The sequence below is a fragment of the Halomonas chromatireducens genome (assembly GCF_001545155.1).
GTDB lineage: Bacteria > Pseudomonadota > Gammaproteobacteria > Pseudomonadales > Halomonadaceae > Halomonas > Halomonas chromatireducens.
In genome coordinates this window covers 1,084,675-1,103,271 of sequence record NZ_CP014226.1, presented here as the reverse complement: position 1 = coordinate 1,103,271, position 18,597 = coordinate 1,084,675, and the positions used below count along the sequence as shown (strand labels likewise).

Below are 18,597 nucleotides of genomic sequence, written 5' to 3'. Positions count from 1 at the left end.
ATGTTTGTATATGGTATGCATGGCGTCAACATGTCACACTTTCGTTTGATGCCCATGGTCATGTTGCCATAAGGCGCATTGCCGAACGGCAGTGGCGCCCGATTTCTTCCCGTCTCAGGTAAACAGTTCAGGTAAACAACGCCGGTGCCCAGGCAACCCCTACGAACGTTCCGAACGCCTGGTTTCCCACGGGGCGAGCCCCTGGTGGACCAGTACCCGCCGGAGGCGCGCACCTCGCGGCGGCGCCTGCGCGCCTGCCACGAGTGCGACTGGCTGGTCGCACTACCGCCCCTGCGTGGCGGACAGAAGGCCGACTGCCCTCGATGTGGGCATACGCTGGCCAAGCGCCACCATCGACCGGCACAACGCAGCATGGCCCTGGCCATATCGGCGCTTATCGCGCTGATGCTGGCGGCCTCCTTTCCGTTCGTCAGCTTCAACGTAGGCGGCATCGGCAACAATATTGAACTATCCCAGACCGCCACGACGCTTATCGGCTTCCATCAGCCGCTCGTTGCCATCGCCGTGATCCTGACCATCCTGGTCCTGCCCGCCGTCTACCTGCTGGGGGTAATCTGGCTGCAGTTCGGCCTGCTGCGTGGCGAGCCGTTGCCGTCAAGCCGCACTATCGCCCGCTCGCTCTCCCACCTCCATCCATGGATGATGGCGGACGTCTTCATCATCGGCGCGCTGGTCAGCCTGATCAAGGTCGCCGGCATGGCGCAGATCGAGCTCGGCGTCTCCTTCTGGGCCTTCTGCGCCTTCGCCATTCTGCTGCTGTCGACCACGCAATCCCTCGATTCGGACTGGATGTGGTTCTCGCTCAGCGTTGAACCCCTGGCGCCGGAAGGGGCTCGCTCGGGACAGACCGCGGCCCCCCAGGGCTTGACCGGCTGCCCCCCCTGCGGCCTGGCCAACCGACTCTCGCCGCAAGGCAAAACGCATTGTCGACGCTGCGATGAACGGCTGCACACCCGCATGCCGCATAGCCTGCAGCGAACCTGGGCCCTGCTGGCCGCCGCCACGGTAATGTACGTGCCGGCCAACCTCTATCCAATCATGACCACCACCAGCCTGGGGCATACTACGCCGTCGACCATCATTGGCGGTGTCGTGGAGTTGATCCAGATGGGATCATGGCCGGTGGCAGCGGTCATCTTCACCGCCAGCGTGATTGTCCCGGTGGGCAAGCTGGTGGCGCTGGCCTGGCTCTGTCTGGTCGTCAAGCGCAGCGACGAACTCAACGCCGGCACGCGAACGCGCCTCTATCGCCTCACCGAGTTCATCGGCCGGTGGTCCATGGTCGACGTCTTCGTGGTGGCCATCCTCGTCGCCCTGATCCGCGCCGGGTCGCTGATGTCCATCACTCCGGGCCCCGCCGCCCTGGCCTTCGGCAGTGTCGTGGTACTCACCATGCTGGCCGCCATGACCTTCGACCCACGCCTGATCTGGGACACGCCACCGCCGCGTGAGACCCGCGACCCGCAAGGAATCTCTGAATGAGCGAGACACCCCGCGAACATGATGCCCGGGATATGAACCGGGCAAAGCCCTCGCCCCAGGCTCGCCTGTCGCCGATCTGGATCGTACCCATCGTTGCCATCGTCATCGGCCTGTGGCTGGTGTACGACAACTATCGCAGTCGTGGCCCGTTGATCACCTTGACCATGTCCAACGCCGAAGGCATCGAGGCCGGCAGCACCCTGATCAAGACCCGCAACGTCGAGGTGGGGCGCGTCGAACGGGTACAGCTTTCCGACGACCTGACCCATACCGTGATCTCAGCACGCATGGCCCCGGACTCCGACGCCATGCTGACCGAGGGCAGTCGTTTTTGGGTGGTCAAGCCACGTATCGGCCGCGAAGGCATCAGCGGCCTGGGCACCGTGCTCTCCGGGGCATTCATCCAGCTGCAGCCCGGCAGGGGCGAGCCGGGCGTCCGGGAGTTCGAGGTGAGCGACCAGCCCCCGGTGGCCCCGGCGGATGCCGCCGGCGTTCGCGTCAACCTGATCAGTCAGCTGGGCAACTCGCTGCGATCCGGCGACCCAGTGACTTTCCAGGGTTATACGGTGGGACGCGTGGAGGAGGTCAACTTCGATGCCGAGGCCCGCCGCATGGATCAGCGCATCTTCATCGAGAGCCCTTACGACCGGCTGGTCACCGACACGACCCGATTCTGGTCCGCCAGCGGCGTCGACCTGCGCCTGGACGCCGACGGCATCCGTGTCAACGTCGAGTCACTGGAAGCGCTGCTCGGCGGTGGGGTAACCTTCGGCGTCCCGGAGGACCTGCCGCGTGGGAATCCGGTGGCGGACGATACCACCTTCAACCTCTACCCCGATGAGGACAGCGCTCGCCAGGGCACCTTCAACCGCTATCTGGAGTATGTGCTGCTGGTGGAGGACACCGTTCGCGGCCTGTCCCGGGGGGCCCCGGTGGAGTTTCGCGGGGTGCGCATCGGCACGGTGGCTGCGGTGCCGTGGCAGTTTACCGCCTCCCAGCCGGCAAACCGCGATGGCTTCTCGATTCCGGTCCTGATTCGCATCGAACCCCAGCGCCTGGGCGTGGACAACCAGGCGGTGGATCTCGAGGAGTGGGAGCAACGCTTCCGGCGCCTCTTCGATAACGGCCTGCGCGCCTCGCTCAAGTCAGGCAACCTGCTCACCGGCGCAATGTTCGTGGATATCAACTTCCATCGTGACGAGGCCGAAAACTATGTGGCGGAAACCTTCAGCGACCGGGCTGTCTTCCCGATCACCTCGGCGGGCTTTGCCCACATCGAGTCCCAGGTGACCAGCCTGCTGACCAAGCTCAATAACCTGGAAGTTGAGCCGCTGCTCGCCGGCCTGGACCGCAACCTTGCCACATCTGAGGCCATGCTCACCGAAGTGCGCGAACTTAGCACCTCATTACAGGCCTTGCTCGACGACCCCGGCACCCGAAGTCTACCGAGCAACCTCAACGCCACGCTGGTGGCCCTGCAGGAGACACTGGAGGGCATATCCCCGGATTCCAATGCCTATCGCGAGTTGACCGGCGCCGCCGAACGCCTCGAGCGAATGATGCGCGACCTACAGCCGGTCACCCGCACGCTCAATGAGAATCCGCGGGCGCTGCTGTTTGACAGCCTGGATACCGACGACCCGCAACCCCGCGCCCCGCGACGCAACTGAACTGGAATGAAATGAACAGGGAGCCTGGAATGAGTTTCATGACATCGAGACCTTCGCAACGAGGCCGTACATGAGGATATTGCCTGTCCATTTTACCCTGGCCGTGCTGCTCGGCCTGAGCGGCTGTGCCACTACCAGCGTGCCCGCCAATCGCTTCATGCTGCCCGACAGCCAAGCCGTTCCTTCGGGCGGACCCGGTGCCGACCATGTGCTGCTGGTGCGCGCACCTCGTCTAGCACACTATCTGGACGTGGATGGCATCGTGCTGCAGCTCGACGACATCAGCCTGAATGCGGCTCGCCAGCACCTTTGGGCCGAACCGCTGGGGCGTCAGCTCGAACGGGGCATGCGGGCTCGCCTTGCCAAGCGCCTGGGCGACACCCGTGTCCTGCGAGATGAAGGCAGTCAGAGGGACCCCGATGCGTTGTTCCTGCGGCTGGAGGTCGACAGTTTCCAGGGCCGCTACGACGGCCTCGCGGTAGCCAGCGGCCAGTGGCAGCTGCTGGCAGCGGATGGAACCCTGGTGGCCATGGAGAACTTCCACGCAGAGACGGAGCTCGATGATGACGGCTACCCCGCCCTGGTGAGGGCCCTGGGTAGAAGCTGGGATCAGGTGGCCGACCAGGTGGCCGCAATCGTAAGTCGCCACCGATGAGGCGACCAGTACGCTACGCTACTAGCGTACGACAACCACAGGTTCGAACAGGGACAGTGTCATGAACGATATGGTGCAACAGGAAACCACCCTTTCACGGGACGATGCGCTGTCGCTGCAGGCGCAGGCGCGCGAGTTCGAGTTGAGCCTGCTCGCAGCAATGGATGCCGAACCGGCAACGGCGATACCATCGCTGCAGACGGCCAGTCAGGCATTGACGGAGCTGCGGGAGCGCCTGCGGCAACATCCGGACATCGAGCTGCCGATGCTGGAGCGCCTCGAGCGAAGCATGAACCGGCTGGCCGGCGAGCTCTATGGTCGCGGCGCCTGTGATCACCTGGACCAGCAGGCACAGCAGGCCTTCATCGATCGCTTCGCCCAGCGGCTTACCCTAGTCGACGGGATCGGCCCCGTCAGTGCCAGGGTGCTATTCGCTCATGGGATCTGCGACCTGGAACAGTTGAAGGCACTCAAGCCGGAAGCGCTCGACAACATCAAGAGCCTCAATGCCGCCACTCGGGCACGGCTCAAGCAGAAGCTCACATAATCTTGGGCCTGGAAGGCAGTGCCGGATACCATCTGTCGAGAAAACAACGCAGTGGCATCGGAACAAGCTGCGCTACCGCCAACGCTGTGGCATAATACGCCTTCGCGGCAACCTGTAGTCCCTCCTGCCGCGCCCTGAACCGAATTTTTCACGCCTTGGCCCGGGACTGGTCATGTGCAAGACGCACATGGCATGGCGGAGGCGTATCTGCGGAGACCGCATGACCTTTTCCGAACTCGGCCTGCGTGCCGAACTGCTCCGTGCCGTCGAGGCACAGGGCTATACCATTCCGACCCCCATTCAGCGCCAGGCGATACCTGCCGTCCTCAATGGTGGCGACCTGCTGGCCAGCGCCCAGACCGGCACCGGCAAGACGGCCGGCTTCACCCTGCCGATGCTGCAACGCCTGGCGGAAGGGCCGCGACCCGGCAAACGCCAGATTCGCGCCCTGATCCTGACGCCGACCCGTGAGCTGGCTGCCCAGGTGGGCGAAAGCGTGGCCGACTACGGTCGCCACCTCACCATGAAGAGCCATGTGATCTTCGGCGGCGTAGGTCAGCAGCCCCAGGTGGATGCCATCCGCCCCGGCCTGGACGTCCTGATCGCCACGCCCGGCCGTCTGCTCGACCTGCACCAGCAGAAGCACGTGGACCTCTCCCACGTCGAGATCCTGGTGCTGGACGAAGCCGATCGCATGCTGGATATGGGCTTCATCCACGACATCAAGAAGATCCTGCGCGTGCTGCCCGAGAAGCGCCAGAACCTGCTGTTCTCGGCCACCTTCTCCAACGAGATCCAGGCACTTGCCGGCAAGCTGCTCGATAACCCGGCCATGATCGAGGTCGCGCGTCGCAACACCACCGCCGAAACCGTCGACCAGTCGATCTATCGCGTCGACAGGGAGAAGAAGCGCGAGCTGCTGGCCCACCTGATCACCCGTCACAGCTGGAACCAGGTGCTGGTGTTCACCCGCACCAAGCATGGCGCCAACCGACTGGCCGAGCAGCTCTCCAAGCAGGACATCCCTGCCATGGCGATTCACGGCAACAAGAGCCAGTCGGCGCGTACCAAGGCCCTGGCCGCCTTCAAGACCGGCGACCTGCAGGTATTGGTGGCAACCGACATCGCGGCTCGCGGCCTCGATATCAACGAACTGCCCCACGTGGTCAATTTCGAACTGCCCAACGTTGCTGAAGACTACGTTCACCGTATTGGCCGCACCGGCCGAGCCGGCAGCGACGGCCAGGCCGTTTCACTGGTCTGTGTCGACGAGCATGGTCTGCTCAAGGGCATCGAGCGGTTGATCAAGCGCGACCTGGCCAAGCATATCGAGCCCGGCTTCGAGCCCGACCCCAATGCCAAGCCCGAGCCAATCGAGAATGGACGCGGCGGACGCAGTGGCCGCTCCGGTGGACAGGGGCAGCGTGGCAACGGCAATCGCGGCAGCACCAACGGCAACCGCGGTGCCGCGTCGCGTGGCAGTGAAGGCAACCGAAGCGGTGACGACAACCGGGCACCACGCCGGCGTCGCAGCCGTGGTCAGGGCGCTCGCCAAGCCTGATCCAGCACATGGTAGACTGCTGCAAACTGTGCCAATGTAGGCAGCCCAATCTACTGTGCCGATAGATGAGGAAACAGGGATGAGCGCGTATCGGCGTGCCGCTGCGGAATTGCCCGACCAATGCTGAAGTGGCTGACCGGCAAGCAGCCCATTCCGGTCTGGGTCATCAAGCAGATCGACGACGGCCTGCTTCACCTTTGCGGGCAGGCCATTGTCGAGCCGCAAAAAAAACGCAGCGTGGTTCTCATGGAGCTACATGAGCGGCGTTTCCAGGGCGCGGTCAACATGGCTAGCGGCGGACTTGTCCTCAACTCTCGCCTCTTTGCCGCCCTGGTACCCCTGGATGCGCTGGAGCTTGATGTCCAGGCCCAGGCACACTGGCAGGGGCGCACCTGGCTTGTCTCACAGGTACCCCAGCGCTGCTGGACCTTCGAGGGCCCCTTGATCACACAGCGTCAACGACAGGACGACCGGGAGCTGCTGGTGAGCTGCGAGGATATTTCTGACATTCGTCGCCAGGTCAAGGCCAGCCTGGATCCCAGCGTGGTGACCTTCGGCTCCCCATCCAACGAGCATCCATTGATTGCACCCCGCGACGGGAAGCATATCGATGGATCGTACGACTCAAGGAAGCCACCCAAGGGCCGGGGATGGCGAGGCGATGACAACTGATACCAGGCGTCACACCTACCGTATACTTCTTTTCCTGATCCTGATGGTCCTGGTAGGACTCAATCTCAGGCCGGCACTCTCATCTCTCGCCCCCCTGCTGGTCAGGCTGCAGCTGGACACCGGCCTCTCTCCTCTGGCCATCGGCGCGCTCACCACCCTGCCCGTCCTCTGCCTGGGCATCTTCGCCCCCCTGGCCCCCTGGCTCGCCAAGCGGCTCGGACCCGAGAACACCCTGACACTGGCGCTCGCCGCCCTCATCGCTGGCCTGTTGCTACGCGGCTTCCCCGCCACACCGATGCTGTTCGCCGGCACCCTGCTGGTGGGGGCCGCCATCGGCGTGGCCGGCACACTGCTACCGGCCCTGGTCAAGCGCGAGATTCCCGTCGGCGCCGACCTGATGACCGGTGTCTATACCATGGCCCTGTGCCTGGGGGGTGCGCTCGGTGCCGGGTTGAGCATCCCACTGGCCGACCTGCTGGGTAGCTGGCGGCTAAGCCTGATCAGCTGGTCGCTGCTGGGCGTGACGGCCATGCTGGCCTGGATCACGCTCATGCCGCGTACCCCAACGGGCACACCGCTGCCCGGAGGCGGGGGCTCCCTGCGCCAGCTTCTCTCACAGCCGCTCGCCTGGCAGGTCATGCTCTACATGGGCACCCAGTCATCGCTGGCGTACATCGTCTTTGGCTGGCTACCCACCCTGCTGCAGGCCCGTGGCTACGGGGAGTCAGAAGCGGGCTGGATGATGGGCGCCTCGGTCATGGTGCAGCTCATCTCAGCCCTGGGGGCGCCATGGCTGGCGCGCTTCAGCCGTGACCAGCGCCCCGCCCTGATGCTGGTGCTGGGCTGTGTCGGCGCCGGCCTCTGGCTGCTGCTGCTCGGTCCCACGAGCTGGCGCTGGGCCGGTGTCGTGCTTCTTGGCCTAGGCCAGGGCGGCTGTTTCAGCCTGGCATTGACGCTGATCGTGCTGCGCTCCGCCAACGCGCGGCTGGCCGGCAAGCTCTCCGGCCTGGCCCAAGGCGGCAGGTACACCCTGGCCGCCATGGGGCCACTGGCGGTCGGCGTTCTGCTGCAGTTCGACGTCAGCCTGACCATCGTCACCACCGCCCTGCTGCTGATCGTGGCCGTATCCGCCATCTTCGCCCTGCTGGCCGGGCGCAACCGCCGCCTGGACGTGGATGAATCTGGTCAACTGGTGACACGTTAATCTTTCGCGCCTTGGCGGAAGCCGCCACCGCTTGTGGTGATGGCCAACATCGTCAACACCGCCGGGGAGGCCTTCGGCCTCCAGTCGTGATCTGAAGATAGTCCAACAACGGCGTGGCACCGTCGGTGGAAAGAGTCACTGTTGGAGCGCTGGTCCCCATCGCGACTGGCGCCGACAGGCGCCTTGGCGGAGGCTGCAACGGCAGCAGTTATCGCTCACATCGGCAACACTGCCGGGAGGCCTGCGGCCTCCAGTCGTGATCTGAAGATAGTCCAACAGCGGCGAGGCACCGTTCGGTGGAAAAAAACGCTGCAGGAGCGCTCGGTTCGGCGCTCCGACTTCGCATCGCGACTGGCGCCGCCAGGCGCCTTGGCGGCGGCCACGGCCTGACTACCGGCGCTGGGAAATGGCCACTCCTACCAGGATCAGTATCAGCGCAAGCAGGTGATTCCACTCCGGCCGCTCGCCCAGGAAGAGGATGCCGATGACCACGGCCCACAGCGGGATCAAGTAGTTGATCAGCGAGAGGAAGGTCGGCCCCGCCGCGGCCACCAGCGTAAAGAAGACCACGCTGCCCATCGCCGTGCAGATGATGCCCAGGATCAGCACCGCCCAGAGCGCCCCCGCTGACAGCGAGAGCGCGGGCGGCATTTCGCCCAGGTAGGGGGACACTGCCAGCGGCAGCGTCAAAAGCCAGGCCATGCCCAGCACCAGCGCCGAGGTCGACCAGGCGTCGCTGGCCGGCTTGTGGCGAGACACGATAGCGTTGACGGCATAGCAACAGGCCGCCAGCAGCACCGCCAGCTGTGCCATGAGGGTCTCGCCGTGCCCGCCAAGCTCGCGGATTGCAGCAGGGCCGATCAGTGCCAGGATACCGACAAAGCCGATGGTGAACCCGAGCAGGCGCTGGCGGGTCAGCGTTTCACCGGCGACCAGGAAGTGTGCCAGCACCAGTGTCACCAGGGGCATCACCGCCATCAGAATACCGGCCAGCCCACTATCGATACGCTGCTGCCCCCAGCTGATCAGCAGGAAGGGGGCCATGTTACCGATCACCGCGATGGCCAGCATGAAGGCCCAGACACGGCGCCCACGCGGCCAGGCTCGACCCAGCATCACCACCAGCATCAATAGCCCCAGGGCTGCCACCATGTTGCGCCCTGCCACCACCATGGCCGGCGTCAGCTCCGCCACGGCAATACGGGTCAGCGCGAAAGAGCTGCCCCAGAGTACGGCCAGCGTCACCAGGAGCACCCAGTGCGACAAGGGCCGTTTCATTCCCTCACTCTCCCTTCTGACATTCCTTGATCCTTATCAAAAGCGATGCGGCTTACCGTTTTCCGGTCTCTATTCTCATACCCTGCCCTGCACGCACCATGCATAATGCCCATAGCCCCCGAACACAACAGGCAAGCGATGCACGACCAGCCACAGCCGGTCTTCCAGACCCACGGACTCAAGCGCTTCTACCGCATGGGCGACGTGACCATCCAGGCGCTGCGCGGCGTCGATCTCGAGCTCCATGCCGGGGAGCTAGTGGTAATGCTGGGTGCTTCCGGTTCGGGCAAATCGACCCTGCTCAATATCATGGGTGGCCTGGACAGCCCGAGCGAAGGCAGCCTTAGCTATATCGACCGCAACAGGCAACCCCACGACCTGGCCCATGCCAGTCAACGGACACTTACCGAGTACCGCCGCCATCATGTCGGCTTCGTGTTCCAATTCTATAACTTGATATCGAGCCTGACGGCCCGCGAGAACGTGGCCATCGTCACCGACATCAGCCGCGATCCCATGACACCGGAAGAGGCACTCGCCATGGTAGGGCTGGAGGCACGGCTGGACCACTTTCCCTCCCAGCTCTCCGGCGGCGAGCAGCAGCGCGTCGCCATCGCCAGGGCGATTGCAAAGCGTCCGGAAGTGCTGCTCTGCGACGAGCCCACTGGCGCGCTCGACTTTCGCACCGGGATTCGCGTGCTGGAAGTTCTAGAGGAGATCAATCGCACCACCGGCACTACCCTGGCCATCATCACCCACAATGAGGTAATCGGTGAGATGGCCGACAGGGTGATACGCCTACGCGACGGCCAGGTGGGCGACATACACACCAATGCCGGACGCAGGCCGCCGGGCGAGCTTCGCTGGTAATAGCATGAAGTTCACCACCCTCCACTGGAAGCTGCTACGCGACCTGCTTCGGCTCAAGGGCCAGGCGCTTGCCATTGCTGTGGTCATCGCCAGCGGCGTGATGACATTGGTGATGTCGTTGACCGTTCTGGAAGCCCTGACAAGCTCCCGCGACCGCTTCTACGCCAGCCATCACTACGCCGACCTCTTTGCCGACCTCAAGCGAGCACCGCTGGGCCTGGTGGAGCGACTCGAGACCCTGGACGGCGTGAGCCGCATGGAGCCCCGGGTACGTGCCCCGGTGCGCCTGGCCGTGACCGGATTCGACGACCCGGTGCGCGGCGTGATGCTCTCGCTGCCCGATGGCCGCCAACCCAACCTCAACCGTCTGCATCTACTCGCCGGCAGCCTACCGGAGGTGGGACGCAGCGACCAGGCCGTGGTCAGTGACGCCTTTGCCGAGGCGCATGGGCTTGTCCCCGGCGACACCCTCGAAGCGATCATCGACGGCCGCGAGACACGCCTGCTGTTGAGCGGCATCGCACGCAGCCCGGAGGTCATCTACCAGGCCGCCCCCACCGACATGCTGCCGGATTATCATCGCTATGCCACGCTCTGGATGAACCAGCGCGCCCTGGCAAGCGCCTTCGGCATGGAGGGCGCCTTCAACCAGCTGCTGGTTACGCTGCAGGCCGGCGCCGACGCCGACACCCTGATCGACGAACTCGACCTTATCCTGGCCCGCTACGGCGGAACCGGCACCCAGACCCGCCATGACCAGCAGTCGCATCGTTTCCTCGAGGAGGAGCTGGCTCAGCAGCGCGCTCAGGCGACGATACTGCCCACTATCTTTCTCGCCGTTTCAGCCTTCCTGCTCAATGTGGTGATGGGTCGTATCATCCAGACCCAGCGCGAACCCCTGGCCATGCTCAAGGCCTTCGGCTATCGCAACGGCGAACTGGCCCGGCACTATGGCTGGCTTGCCGCTGCCATCGTGCTGCTCGGCTGGGCCGCGGGGGTACTGCTGGGGGCCTGGTCGGCACGTGGGCTGGCCGGCATCTACAGCGACTATTTCCGCTTCCCCGAAATGCATTTCCGTGTGCCTCCCTGGTCCATGGCCCTGGCGCTGGCCGTTGCCGGGCTGGCAGCCCTGACCGGCACCTGGCACGCCGTGTGGCGGGCCGTCCGGGAGCCGCCGGCGGAGGCCATGCGCCCCCCGGCCCCGCAGCGGTTTCGCCGCACCTGGCTGGAGCGCTCGCCGCTGGGCCGGGCGCTGGGCAACGAGTCGCGAATCATACTGCGCCACCTGCTGCGCCACCCCACCAAGGCGGCACTCTCGGTGACCGGCATCGCCCTGTCAGCAGGCCTGCTGATGATGGGAGCGTACCAGCTCAGCGCCGTAGAGAAGATGCTCGACCTGCAATACCGCCAGGTGATGCGCATGGACATCGAGCTGACCTTCGGCGAGGTGACACCCGCCCGAGCATTGGGCGAGCTGCGTCATCTGCCCGGCGTTCTTGCCGTGGAAGGCTGGCGCCGGGTTCCCGTGACCCTCAGTCATGGACACCGGGAGTACCGCACCAGCCTGCTGGGAATGGACGAACAGCCCAGCCTGCGTCAGGTGCTGGACGACCAGGAACGCTCCCAACGGCTCCCCGCCCAAGGCGTGATGCTGACCCGCTTTCTGGCCGACCACCTCCAGGCAGAGGTGGGCGACACGCTACAGGTGGCGGTGATGGAGGGCAGGCGCCAGCATCTCCAGCTGACGCTGACGGCGCTGGTGGACGAACCCATCGGCGTCGGCGCCTACCTGCAACGGGATACCCTCAATGCGCTGCTCGGTGAGGGACCGGCCATCAGCGGTGCCTGGCTGCTGGTCGACGGCGACCGACAAGATGCGCTGAACGAGGCGCTGAATCGCATGCCTGCCGTGGCCGGAATCGGCCAGCTGGCGGTGGCCGAACGAGGCATTCGGGACTATATGGACGAGACCATCCTCATGATCGCCCTGGTCTTCGTGGCCCTGGCCGCGTCCATCGCCTTCGGCGTGGTCTACAACAATGCTCGCATCGCCTTCGCCGAACGGGCAAGAGAGCTCGCCACGCTTCGGGTTCTGGGCTACAGCCGATCCGAGGTCGCGCGGATACTGCTCGGCGAGATCGCCCTGATCACGGCACTGGCGATACCGTTGGGCTGGCTATTCGGCACCGGCTTCAGTGCGCTGCTCAACCAGGCCTTCACCAACGACCTGTTCCGGGTACCCATGGTTCTGACCCCTCATGCATTCGGCTTCGCCGCCACCGGCGTGATTGCCGCCTCGGCGGTGGTTGCAGTACTGGTGATGCGGCGCCTGGGGCGCCTGGACATGGTCACTGCCCTGAAAGCCGTGGAGTAGACAAGGAAAGACAATGACGACCAACAAGAACGCGCCACGAATCATCAAGCGCCTGGTGTTCACCGCCCTGGTCCTTGCCGTCATCGCTGCTCTGACCTGGGCGCTGTGGCCCGCCCCGATCAGCGTCAGCAGCGCCTCGGTACAGCGCGGATCGTTCAGCGAAACGGTGACCGAAGAGGGCCGCACCCGGCTGCGGGATACCTGGAATGTCTCGGCACCCATCGTCGGCTACCTGCAGCGCGTCAACCTGGAGGTCGGCGACATGGTGACGGAAGGCGATATTCTGTTTCGCCTGGAGCCAAGTCCGGCGCCGGCACTGGATGCCCGCTCGCGCCAGCAGGCCGAAGACAATCTGCAGGCGGCACAGGCCAGATGGCAGGCGGCCCAGGCCAACCTGGAAACCGCTCGTGCCGACCGCCGCTTCGCCGAGGCGGAGTATCAGCGCTACCGCCAGCTTCACGAGCGCAACCTGGTTTCCACCGCCGAGCTGGAGCACCGCCAGAACCAGCGCGACCGTCAGCGGGCCCTGGAGAACTCTGCCGCCTCCCACGTCGAAGTGGCACGCTTCGAAGTCGAGGCGGCACGGGCCATGCTCGACATTGCCAGCGGCCAGCGTGGCGGGGCCAACGATACCGCCGAACTGGCGATACGTGCTCCCGTTACGGGCCAGGTCCTGACACTCCACCGATGCTGTGAAGGCAGCGTGGCAGCGGGAGAACCGATTCTCGAGCTGGGGAGGCCAGCTGATCTTGAAGTGCAGGTGGACCTGCTCTCCATGGACGCGGTGCGCCTGCGTCCAGACATGCCGGTTCGCCTAAGTGGATGGGGGGGAGATCCCTTGCAGGGAGAGGTCAGGCGCGTCGAGCCGGCGGGCTTTACCCGTATCTCGGCACTTGGGGTGGACGAGCAGCGCGTGCCGGTTATCGTCGCGTTCAGCGATAGTGTCGATCCAGCCGCCCTGGGCCTGGGAAAGGGGTTCCGTATCGATGCCGAGTTCCTGATCTGGCATGACGATGATGTCCTGCAGATTCCCACTGGCGCACTGTTCCGGCACCAGGGGGAATGGGCCGTCTTTGTCATCGAGGAGGGGCGTGCTGTGCGTCGACACCTTGAGATCGGCCGCCGCCAGGGAATGATCACGCAAGTACTGGCGGGGCTAGCGGAAGGTGAGTCGGTCATCAATCACCCCGGTGAACAGGTCGCCGATGGCGTGCGAGTCAGCACCGGGGAGTGAGACCGTGTTGCAATAGCGCTATCATGCGGCTTCCACTTCGCCACCGTGACTGCCAGGAGCCGACATGACCGCGCCCTTCTCCGTCGATCGCCCCGTACTGGTTCTCTACGTTGGCGGCACCATGGGCATGGTAGCCTCCCCCCGTGGCCTGGCCGTCGGCGGTAATATGAACGCTCGGCTACACAGTGCCCTTGCCACCCTGCCCCCGACGCGGCAGGCGCGCCTGCCGGCATTCGTGGTCAAGGAAACAGAGAAGCCCATCGATTCCAGCGCTGCCACTGCCATCGACTGGCAGCGCCTCGCCCATACCATTGCCAAGGACTTGCCGGACTACGCCGGCGTGGTGGTGCTCCACGGCACCGACACCTTGGCATGGACTGCGGCCAGTCTTGCCTATCAGCTCCAGGGGCTGGACCGCCCTGTAATCGTGACCGGGGCGATGCTCCCTCTCGAGGCGCCAGACAGCGATGCCCTGGCCAACGTGGAGCTGGCACTTCGCTTCGCCACCGAGCCGCGCCTGCAGGAGGTCGCCGTGGCCTTCGCCGACAAGCTGTTTCGCGGAGTCTGTGCATGCAAGCTGCATAGCGAAGCCGCCGATGCCTTTGCCAGCCCCAACTATCCTCTGCTCGGGGAGCGCGTCGGCAATGATACGGTGCTCTACCCAACCCGTGGATTGGAAGCACAGCAGCGTGGTGCTCCCCGTTTCGAGCTTCCCGACTATGCCCCGCTGGCGGCCGGCGGTGTGGCTCGCATCGCCCTGTGGCCCGGCATCCAGGCCTGGCAGTTAGCGGCCTGGCTGGAGGACAACCGGGTACAAGGGGCGCTGCTGGAGGTCTGGGGCGGTGGTAATGCGCCGGAGGACCCGTCGCTGCTGGGGGTGCTGGCCAAGGCCACTGGTGAAGGCAAGCTATTGGCAGCAATCAGCCAGTGTTCCCAAGGCAGCGTTGCCATCGGCCAATACGCCGCCGGCCAGGGGCTGGCCGAGGCTGGTATACTCTCGGGGGACGGCATGACACCGGAAGCCGCCTATACCAAGCTGGTCCACCTGCTGGCCCAGCCCATCGGCGAGAGCGAGCGCAGACGTCGTTTTCTTACATCACTGGTTGGCGAGCGTTGATTAAACGCCAATATCAGCCTCCCAGCGTTGAAGTGTACCGCCCGAGCGGGGCACAATCCGACGACTGTTTTGGTACTCTACGCTTACTTTAGGGGTGACATACCATGGAAAAACCTGTTCATCACTTTACCGAGCTCTTCGAGCAGCTGGGCTTGCCTGCCGACGAAGCCTCCATCAGGAGCTTCATCGAGCATCACGCCCCCCTCCCGGAGACCATGCAACTGCACGAAGCCCCCTTCTGGAGCGAATCCCAGTCCGCCTTCATTTTTGATGCGCTGGAGGAGGACGCCGATTGGGCCGAGGTGGTCGACCACCTGGACGCATCGTTGCGGAAGACATAGCTGGAAGAATGGGGCTGCAGACATGGTATTGCGCAAAAAGTATGCAGATCACGTCGCTGCGCAAAAAGTAAATTGATTGATCATTCGATTATGGTAACTTAGCGAAAACAACAAACAACTGTTTAAATCAGGAGTTACCATGCCAAGCGATAGGATGTCGACCGCTGATTCCGATGGAGCTATTGGCCTGACAACTCCTGAGCTCTCTCCGCTCCCCGATACGTTACGCCTGCGCCTGGGCGACTGTCGCACGCTGCCGAGCCTGCCTGCGGCGGCTGCACGAGTCATCGGTCTGGCCCGCGCACCGGAGCCCCGGCTTGACGACTTTGCCACGGCAATCCAGCAGGACCCTGCACTAACTCTGCGCCTGCTGTCCATGGCCAATAGCGCCTACTTCTCTCGCAGCGGCAATCGAGTCGTTACCTGTCACGACGCCGTCTCGCGCCTCGGCCTGGATGCCACTCTGGCCGCGGCAATGAGCTTCGGCCTTCCACGGCCCGGCGCGAGTGATATCCTGGAATACGACTATCTGTGGCAACGCTCGATCATCGCCGCTCTGGCCGCCCAACAGCTTGCCGAGCAGCTCTGTCCTGAAGAGGCTGGCCAGCTGTTTACCACGGCGCTGATCCAGGACATCGGTATACTGGCATTCGAAGCCGTCGACGCTGAACGCTACTCCCAGCAGGTGCCCAGCCTGCGTAATCACGACAAGCTGCGCGAGACCGAACATCGGCTCTATGGCTGCGATCACTCGCTGGTGGGCGCCTGGCTTGCCCTCAGCTGGGGCGTACCCGCCGCCATGGCCGAAAGTATCGCGGAGAGTCATGGCCCCCTGGAAGATGGAAATCCGAAGCGTCTCTGCCTGCGCCTTTCCTGTCGCATCGCCGATGGCTGGCTAGCCCATGCACCGGCAGCGGCCTTCAGTGACCTGCTGCATCAACTGGCAATGCTCGAGTCGCTGGATATCGCCATGCTGGTATCCGTGCTGGAGGACCTACAACAACGCCTGCCTACCCTGGCCAAGCTATTCGAAATCACCTGTCCCCCCGACATCAACAGCACGACACTCCTGGCCGAAGCCAAGGAACTGCTCTTCGAACAGAACCTGCTGCTCAACCAGCGTCTAGCCGAACAGCGCCATGAGCTTGAATCCTTGCTGGCCCGCCATGATGCGCTCGACGAACAGCACCGCATGGATCACCTGACCCGGCTGGCCAACCGCCCATGGCTGGAAAAGCTGCTGGTGCAGCACTTCGACAATGCGCAGATAGGAAATCGACCGCTGTCGGTCATGTTCATCGACCTGGACCATTTCAAGCGCATCAATGACCTCTATGGCCACCGCTTCGGTGACGAAGTGCTGATTCGCTTCGCCGCCGCACTGGAGAATATGGTACGGGAAGATGATATCGCCGGCCGCTATGGCGGTGAAGAGTTCCTGGTGATCATGCCAAACACCCGCCGCGACCAGGCCAGCCGATTGGGCGCCCGGATCCGCCACTATCTGGCTTCCCAGCCCCTCGCCCAGACCGCGGGCGACCCCCTGCATGTGACCGCATCCATCGGTATCGCCTCATTGGAAGATGCCGATTTCGATACCGTCAGTGCCATGGTCGATGCCGCGGACAAGGCCATGTATGGCGTCAAGCATGACGGGCGCGACGGCGTGGCGCATTACGAAGAATCGGATCGCAACTAACCTGGCAACCAATCGGACTACACCCCCCGCCCCTCTTCCACCCTGCGCCGCATCCAGGCCCCGGCCAGTAGAAGCAGGGCCAATGCCACCAGCGGCAGCACGATATCTGCACTGATGGCATTCTCCCCCTTCCCCACGGCCTCCAGCGTACTGTGAATGGCACTGGCATAGACCGCCCACTTGATACCGAGCCCCACCACGGCAGCGACCACGAAGGTGCGCAGCGGCAGGCGACGCAGCCCGGCGGCGAAGTTGATTACCGAGTGGGGGAAACCCGGCAGGACACGCAGGGCGCACTGGGTGAGGAAGTCGCTGCGCTTCTCCAGCATCCGCATGATCTTGCGAGTCAATCCCTTGGGATTCCAGCGATCACCAACCCTGGCTGCCAGATGATAGGCCCCCAGCGCACCGCCGACGCTACCGACGATCAGCATGGGAGTGGCGACTTGCGGCGGGTAGAAAGGCGCGATCAGCCATAGCCCGATGCTGCCAGGCAAGCCAAAGGCCAGGGTTATGGCCATGATCGCGATGACGCTGATGATCGTCAGCGGATGGTGAGACGCCTCTTCGGCCCAGTGCTTGATGGCGATGAGATCGGGCGAGTGCCATATCCACAGATAACCTGCCATGAGCAGGCTTGCACCGACGGCTACCAGGCGCCACCGTCGGCGCAATGAGGTGTCTTGCTGCATTAGCTTGTCTCGCTCGCCCTTTGGAAAGGGCACATGGTGCCATGCGACGGTGCCTGGGTCACGCGTCGAGACCACCCTCCCGGCCGAGTGACGACGCGTTGCCGGGAGAGGCTTCCGGCGCGTCTTCCAATCGCGGCATGGCCGCGACACGCAGGTCCACGTAACGCAGCAATCCCAGCTGGAGGACCAGCAGGGTCAAACACCACAGTAGCCCCTTGATCATCGATGCATCCTCGAATGAGGCCGGTGGCCTCGTCGAGTCGATTGAATCACAGCTTAGCCTCTACGCGCTCGAGAATTTGACGGCTGACCTTGTTGACCAGCGGCCTGGCGGCACGCGTCACCGCTTTCTCCACCATCCGGTTGCGAATGACATAGGTCACGGTAAGTGCCACCTGGGTGCCTTCCGCCACTGGCGTGAGCCGATAGCAGCCCTGATTGCGCACCCCTTCCAGCGATTCCCAGGCCAGCGTCTTCGGCGGTTGCTTCTCGGTAATTTCCACATCGAAGGACCAGTCCATACCCACCGCGCGAACATGCCAGCGGTAACGCTCGCCGCCCAACGGTTCGATCGCCTGGATCATGTCGGAGTACTCGACGAAGTCTTCGACCCGCTCCAGAAGCGCAAAGACGCGCTCCGGCGAGGCCCTGAGTATTGCACTGTGTTCAATGGTGGCCATGGCGGCTTCCTGGGCTCCGGTTGACGCGGCAAATTCACCTACGACTAGCAGGGTACCCTCCTGACCACTATCAACACCACTGCTCCTGCTGGGCAAGGGAGAGACCGAAGCCGAGATCCGTCAACTCGTGACAGAACTCGGGTTGGACAACAAAGTCGTCATGCTGGGTTACCGAACGAACCCCTACCCTTTCATTCAGAACGCGAAGGCCCTGATCTTGACTTCCGATGCGGAAGGGCTCCCGCGCGTGCTGATAGAAGCCCTGCTTCTCCATACGCCGGTAATAAGTGTGGACTGCCCCAGCGGTCCCAGGGAAATCCTCACGGATTCGCTTGCCGACTATCTCGTTGATCAAGACGACGAGAAAGGCTTGGCGGAAGCGATTGCCCGTATGGACTCTTCTCCGGTCGAAGTGGATGAGCGCTACTATCAGCAGTTCCTGACCGAAAACGTGCTTCCAAAGTTCGAGGCACTATGATCGAGAGAAAAACAAGCAGAGA

The 18,597-nt window shown here is 63.9% G+C and carries 18 protein-coding genes; 14 read left to right on the top strand and 4 right to left on the bottom strand.

Features of this window, described 5'->3' with window-relative positions:
- Nucleotides 1-204 precede the first annotated feature (204 nt).
- From LOKO_RS05150 to LOKO_RS05120, 7 genes are all read left to right on the top strand, one after another.
- Nucleotides 205-1,503 (top strand): paraquat-inducible protein A, encoded by a 1,299-nt coding sequence (locus LOKO_RS05150; protein WP_235588942.1) that lies wholly within the window; start codon nucleotides 205-207, stop codon nucleotides 1,501-1,503.
- Nucleotides 1,500-3,173, top strand: coding sequence for an intermembrane transport protein PqiB (gene pqiB, locus LOKO_RS05145; RefSeq protein WP_066445945.1), 1,674 nt, complete (start codon nucleotides 1,500-1,502; stop codon nucleotides 3,171-3,173). Before LOKO_RS05150 ends, pqiB begins: the two co-directional genes overlap by 4 nt.
- Before the next feature lie 70 nt (nucleotides 3,174-3,243).
- Nucleotides 3,244-3,828 carry a PqiC family protein gene (locus LOKO_RS05140; RefSeq protein ID WP_066445942.1) on the top strand — a complete coding sequence of 195 codons (585 nt, stop codon included), beginning with the start codon at nucleotides 3,244-3,246 and terminating at the stop codon, nucleotides 3,826-3,828.
- Nucleotides 3,829-3,889: 61 nt separating this feature from the next.
- Nucleotides 3,890-4,375, top strand: coding sequence for a helix-hairpin-helix domain-containing protein (locus LOKO_RS05135; RefSeq protein WP_066445939.1), 486 nt, complete (start codon nucleotides 3,890-3,892; stop codon nucleotides 4,373-4,375).
- A gap of 220 nt (nucleotides 4,376-4,595) precedes the next feature.
- On the top strand, nucleotides 4,596-5,936 hold the full coding sequence (locus LOKO_RS05130; protein ID WP_066445937.1) for a DEAD/DEAH box helicase: 1,341 nt from the start codon (nucleotides 4,596-4,598) through the stop codon (nucleotides 5,934-5,936).
- Between the two features lie 120 nt (nucleotides 5,937-6,056).
- On the top strand, nucleotides 6,057-6,608 hold the full coding sequence (locus LOKO_RS05125; RefSeq protein ID WP_066445935.1) for a hypothetical protein: 552 nt from the start codon (nucleotides 6,057-6,059) through the stop codon (nucleotides 6,606-6,608).
- The gene (locus tag LOKO_RS05120) at nucleotides 6,598-7,812 is read left to right on the top strand and encodes an MFS transporter (protein WP_066445933.1); all 1,215 of its coding nucleotides are present in this window, start codon (nucleotides 6,598-6,600) and stop codon (nucleotides 7,810-7,812) included. The genes LOKO_RS05125 and LOKO_RS05120 overlap by 11 nt, the downstream gene beginning before the upstream one ends.
- A 390-nt stretch (nucleotides 7,813-8,202) precedes the next feature.
- Here the strand turns inward: LOKO_RS05120 and LOKO_RS05115 are convergent, their stop codons facing one another.
- Nucleotides 8,203-9,090 (bottom strand): DMT family transporter, encoded by an 888-nt coding sequence (locus LOKO_RS05115; protein WP_066445931.1) that lies wholly within the window; start codon nucleotides 9,088-9,090, stop codon nucleotides 8,203-8,205.
- Between the two features lie 138 nt (nucleotides 9,091-9,228).
- Here LOKO_RS05115 and LOKO_RS05110 point away from each other — a divergent pair, with 138 nt between their 5' ends.
- The 6 genes from LOKO_RS05110 to LOKO_RS05085 all read left to right on the top strand — a co-directional run bounded on the left by LOKO_RS05110 (nucleotide 9,229) and on the right by LOKO_RS05085 (nucleotide 16,725).
- Nucleotides 9,229-9,960: an ABC transporter ATP-binding protein gene (locus LOKO_RS05110; RefSeq protein WP_066445930.1), complete on the top strand. Its 732-nt coding sequence runs from the start codon at nucleotides 9,229-9,231 to the stop codon at nucleotides 9,958-9,960.
- 4 nt (nucleotides 9,961-9,964) lie between these two features.
- Nucleotides 9,965-12,334 (top strand): ABC transporter permease, encoded by a 2,370-nt coding sequence (locus LOKO_RS05105; RefSeq protein WP_066445929.1) that lies wholly within the window; start codon nucleotides 9,965-9,967, stop codon nucleotides 12,332-12,334.
- Nucleotides 12,335-12,347: 13 nt separating this feature from the next.
- Nucleotides 12,348-13,568 (top strand): efflux RND transporter periplasmic adaptor subunit, encoded by a 1,221-nt coding sequence (locus LOKO_RS05100; protein WP_066445924.1) that lies wholly within the window; start codon nucleotides 12,348-12,350, stop codon nucleotides 13,566-13,568.
- Between the two features lie 64 nt (nucleotides 13,569-13,632).
- Entirely contained in the window at nucleotides 13,633-14,685 is a 1,053-nt protein-coding gene (locus tag LOKO_RS05095) for an asparaginase (RefSeq protein ID WP_066445921.1), read from the top strand.
- Nucleotides 14,686-14,789: 104 nt separating this feature from the next.
- Nucleotides 14,790-15,026 carry a DUF2789 domain-containing protein gene (locus tag LOKO_RS05090; RefSeq protein WP_066445918.1) on the top strand — a complete coding sequence of 79 codons (237 nt, stop codon included), beginning with the start codon at nucleotides 14,790-14,792 and terminating at the stop codon, nucleotides 15,024-15,026.
- 139 nt (nucleotides 15,027-15,165) lie between these two features.
- On the top strand, nucleotides 15,166-16,725 hold the full coding sequence (locus LOKO_RS05085; RefSeq protein WP_083517439.1) for a sensor domain-containing diguanylate cyclase: 1,560 nt from the start codon (nucleotides 15,166-15,168) through the stop codon (nucleotides 16,723-16,725).
- A gap of 17 nt (nucleotides 16,726-16,742) precedes the next feature.
- Here the strand turns inward: LOKO_RS05085 and LOKO_RS05080 are convergent, their stop codons facing one another.
- The 3 genes from LOKO_RS05080 to LOKO_RS05075 are packed head-to-tail and all read right to left on the bottom strand — an operon-like array spanning nucleotide 16,743 to nucleotide 18,097.
- Entirely contained in the window at nucleotides 16,743-17,417 is a 675-nt protein-coding gene (locus LOKO_RS05080) for a TVP38/TMEM64 family protein (protein WP_066445914.1), read from the bottom strand.
- A 58-nt stretch (nucleotides 17,418-17,475) separates the two neighbouring features.
- Entirely contained in the window at nucleotides 17,476-17,640 is a 165-nt protein-coding gene (locus tag LOKO_RS19615) for a hypothetical protein (protein WP_158509927.1), read from the bottom strand.
- Between the two features lie 46 nt (nucleotides 17,641-17,686).
- On the bottom strand, nucleotides 17,687-18,097 hold the full coding sequence (locus tag LOKO_RS05075) for an SRPBCC family protein (RefSeq protein ID WP_066445906.1): 411 nt from the start codon (nucleotides 18,095-18,097) through the stop codon (nucleotides 17,687-17,689).
- 79 nt (nucleotides 18,098-18,176) lie between these two features.
- On the opposite strand from LOKO_RS05075, the gene LOKO_RS05070 reads away from it, so the two are divergent.
- Nucleotides 18,177-18,575, top strand: a complete 399-nt coding sequence (locus tag LOKO_RS05070; RefSeq protein ID WP_083517438.1) for a glycosyltransferase — start codon at nucleotides 18,177-18,179, stop codon at nucleotides 18,573-18,575.
- Nucleotides 18,576-18,597: the final 22 nt, after the last annotated feature.

What these genes read in the sequence shown, in the direction of transcription:
- pqiB (WP_066445945.1), top strand. Translation starts at nt 1,500, where the DNA reads ATGAGCGAGACACCCCGCGAACATGATGCCCGGGATATGAACCGGGCA.
- LOKO_RS05140 (WP_066445942.1), top strand. Translation starts at nt 3,244, where the DNA reads ATGAGGATATTGCCTGTCCATTTTACCCTGGCCGTGCTGCTCGGCCTG.
- LOKO_RS05135 (WP_066445939.1), top strand. Translation starts at nt 3,890, where the DNA reads ATGAACGATATGGTGCAACAGGAAACCACCCTTTCACGGGACGATGCG.
- LOKO_RS05130 (WP_066445937.1), top strand. Translation starts at nt 4,596, where the DNA reads ATGACCTTTTCCGAACTCGGCCTGCGTGCCGAACTGCTCCGTGCCGTC.
- LOKO_RS05125 (WP_066445935.1), top strand. Translation starts at nt 6,057, where the DNA reads ATGCTGAAGTGGCTGACCGGCAAGCAGCCCATTCCGGTCTGGGTCATC.
- LOKO_RS05120 (WP_066445933.1), top strand. Translation starts at nt 6,598, where the DNA reads ATGACAACTGATACCAGGCGTCACACCTACCGTATACTTCTTTTCCTG.
- LOKO_RS05115 (WP_066445931.1), bottom strand. Translation starts at nt 9,090, where the DNA reads ATGAAACGGCCCTTGTCGCACTGGGTGCTCCTGGTGACGCTGGCCGTA.
- LOKO_RS05110 (WP_066445930.1), top strand. Translation starts at nt 9,229, where the DNA reads ATGCACGACCAGCCACAGCCGGTCTTCCAGACCCACGGACTCAAGCGC.
- LOKO_RS05105 (WP_066445929.1), top strand. Translation starts at nt 9,965, where the DNA reads ATGAAGTTCACCACCCTCCACTGGAAGCTGCTACGCGACCTGCTTCGG.
- LOKO_RS05100 (WP_066445924.1), top strand. Translation starts at nt 12,348, where the DNA reads ATGACGACCAACAAGAACGCGCCACGAATCATCAAGCGCCTGGTGTTC.
- LOKO_RS05095 (WP_066445921.1), top strand. Translation starts at nt 13,633, where the DNA reads ATGACCGCGCCCTTCTCCGTCGATCGCCCCGTACTGGTTCTCTACGTT.
- LOKO_RS05090 (WP_066445918.1), top strand. Translation starts at nt 14,790, where the DNA reads ATGGAAAAACCTGTTCATCACTTTACCGAGCTCTTCGAGCAGCTGGGC.
- LOKO_RS05085 (WP_083517439.1), top strand. Translation starts at nt 15,166, where the DNA reads ATGCCAAGCGATAGGATGTCGACCGCTGATTCCGATGGAGCTATTGGC.
- LOKO_RS05080 (WP_066445914.1), bottom strand. Translation starts at nt 17,417, where the DNA reads ATGCAGCAAGACACCTCATTGCGCCGACGGTGGCGCCTGGTAGCCGTC.
- LOKO_RS19615 (WP_158509927.1), bottom strand. Translation starts at nt 17,640, where the DNA reads ATGATCAAGGGGCTACTGTGGTGTTTGACCCTGCTGGTCCTCCAGCTG.
- LOKO_RS05075 (WP_066445906.1), bottom strand. Translation starts at nt 18,097, where the DNA reads ATGGCCACCATTGAACACAGTGCAATACTCAGGGCCTCGCCGGAGCGC.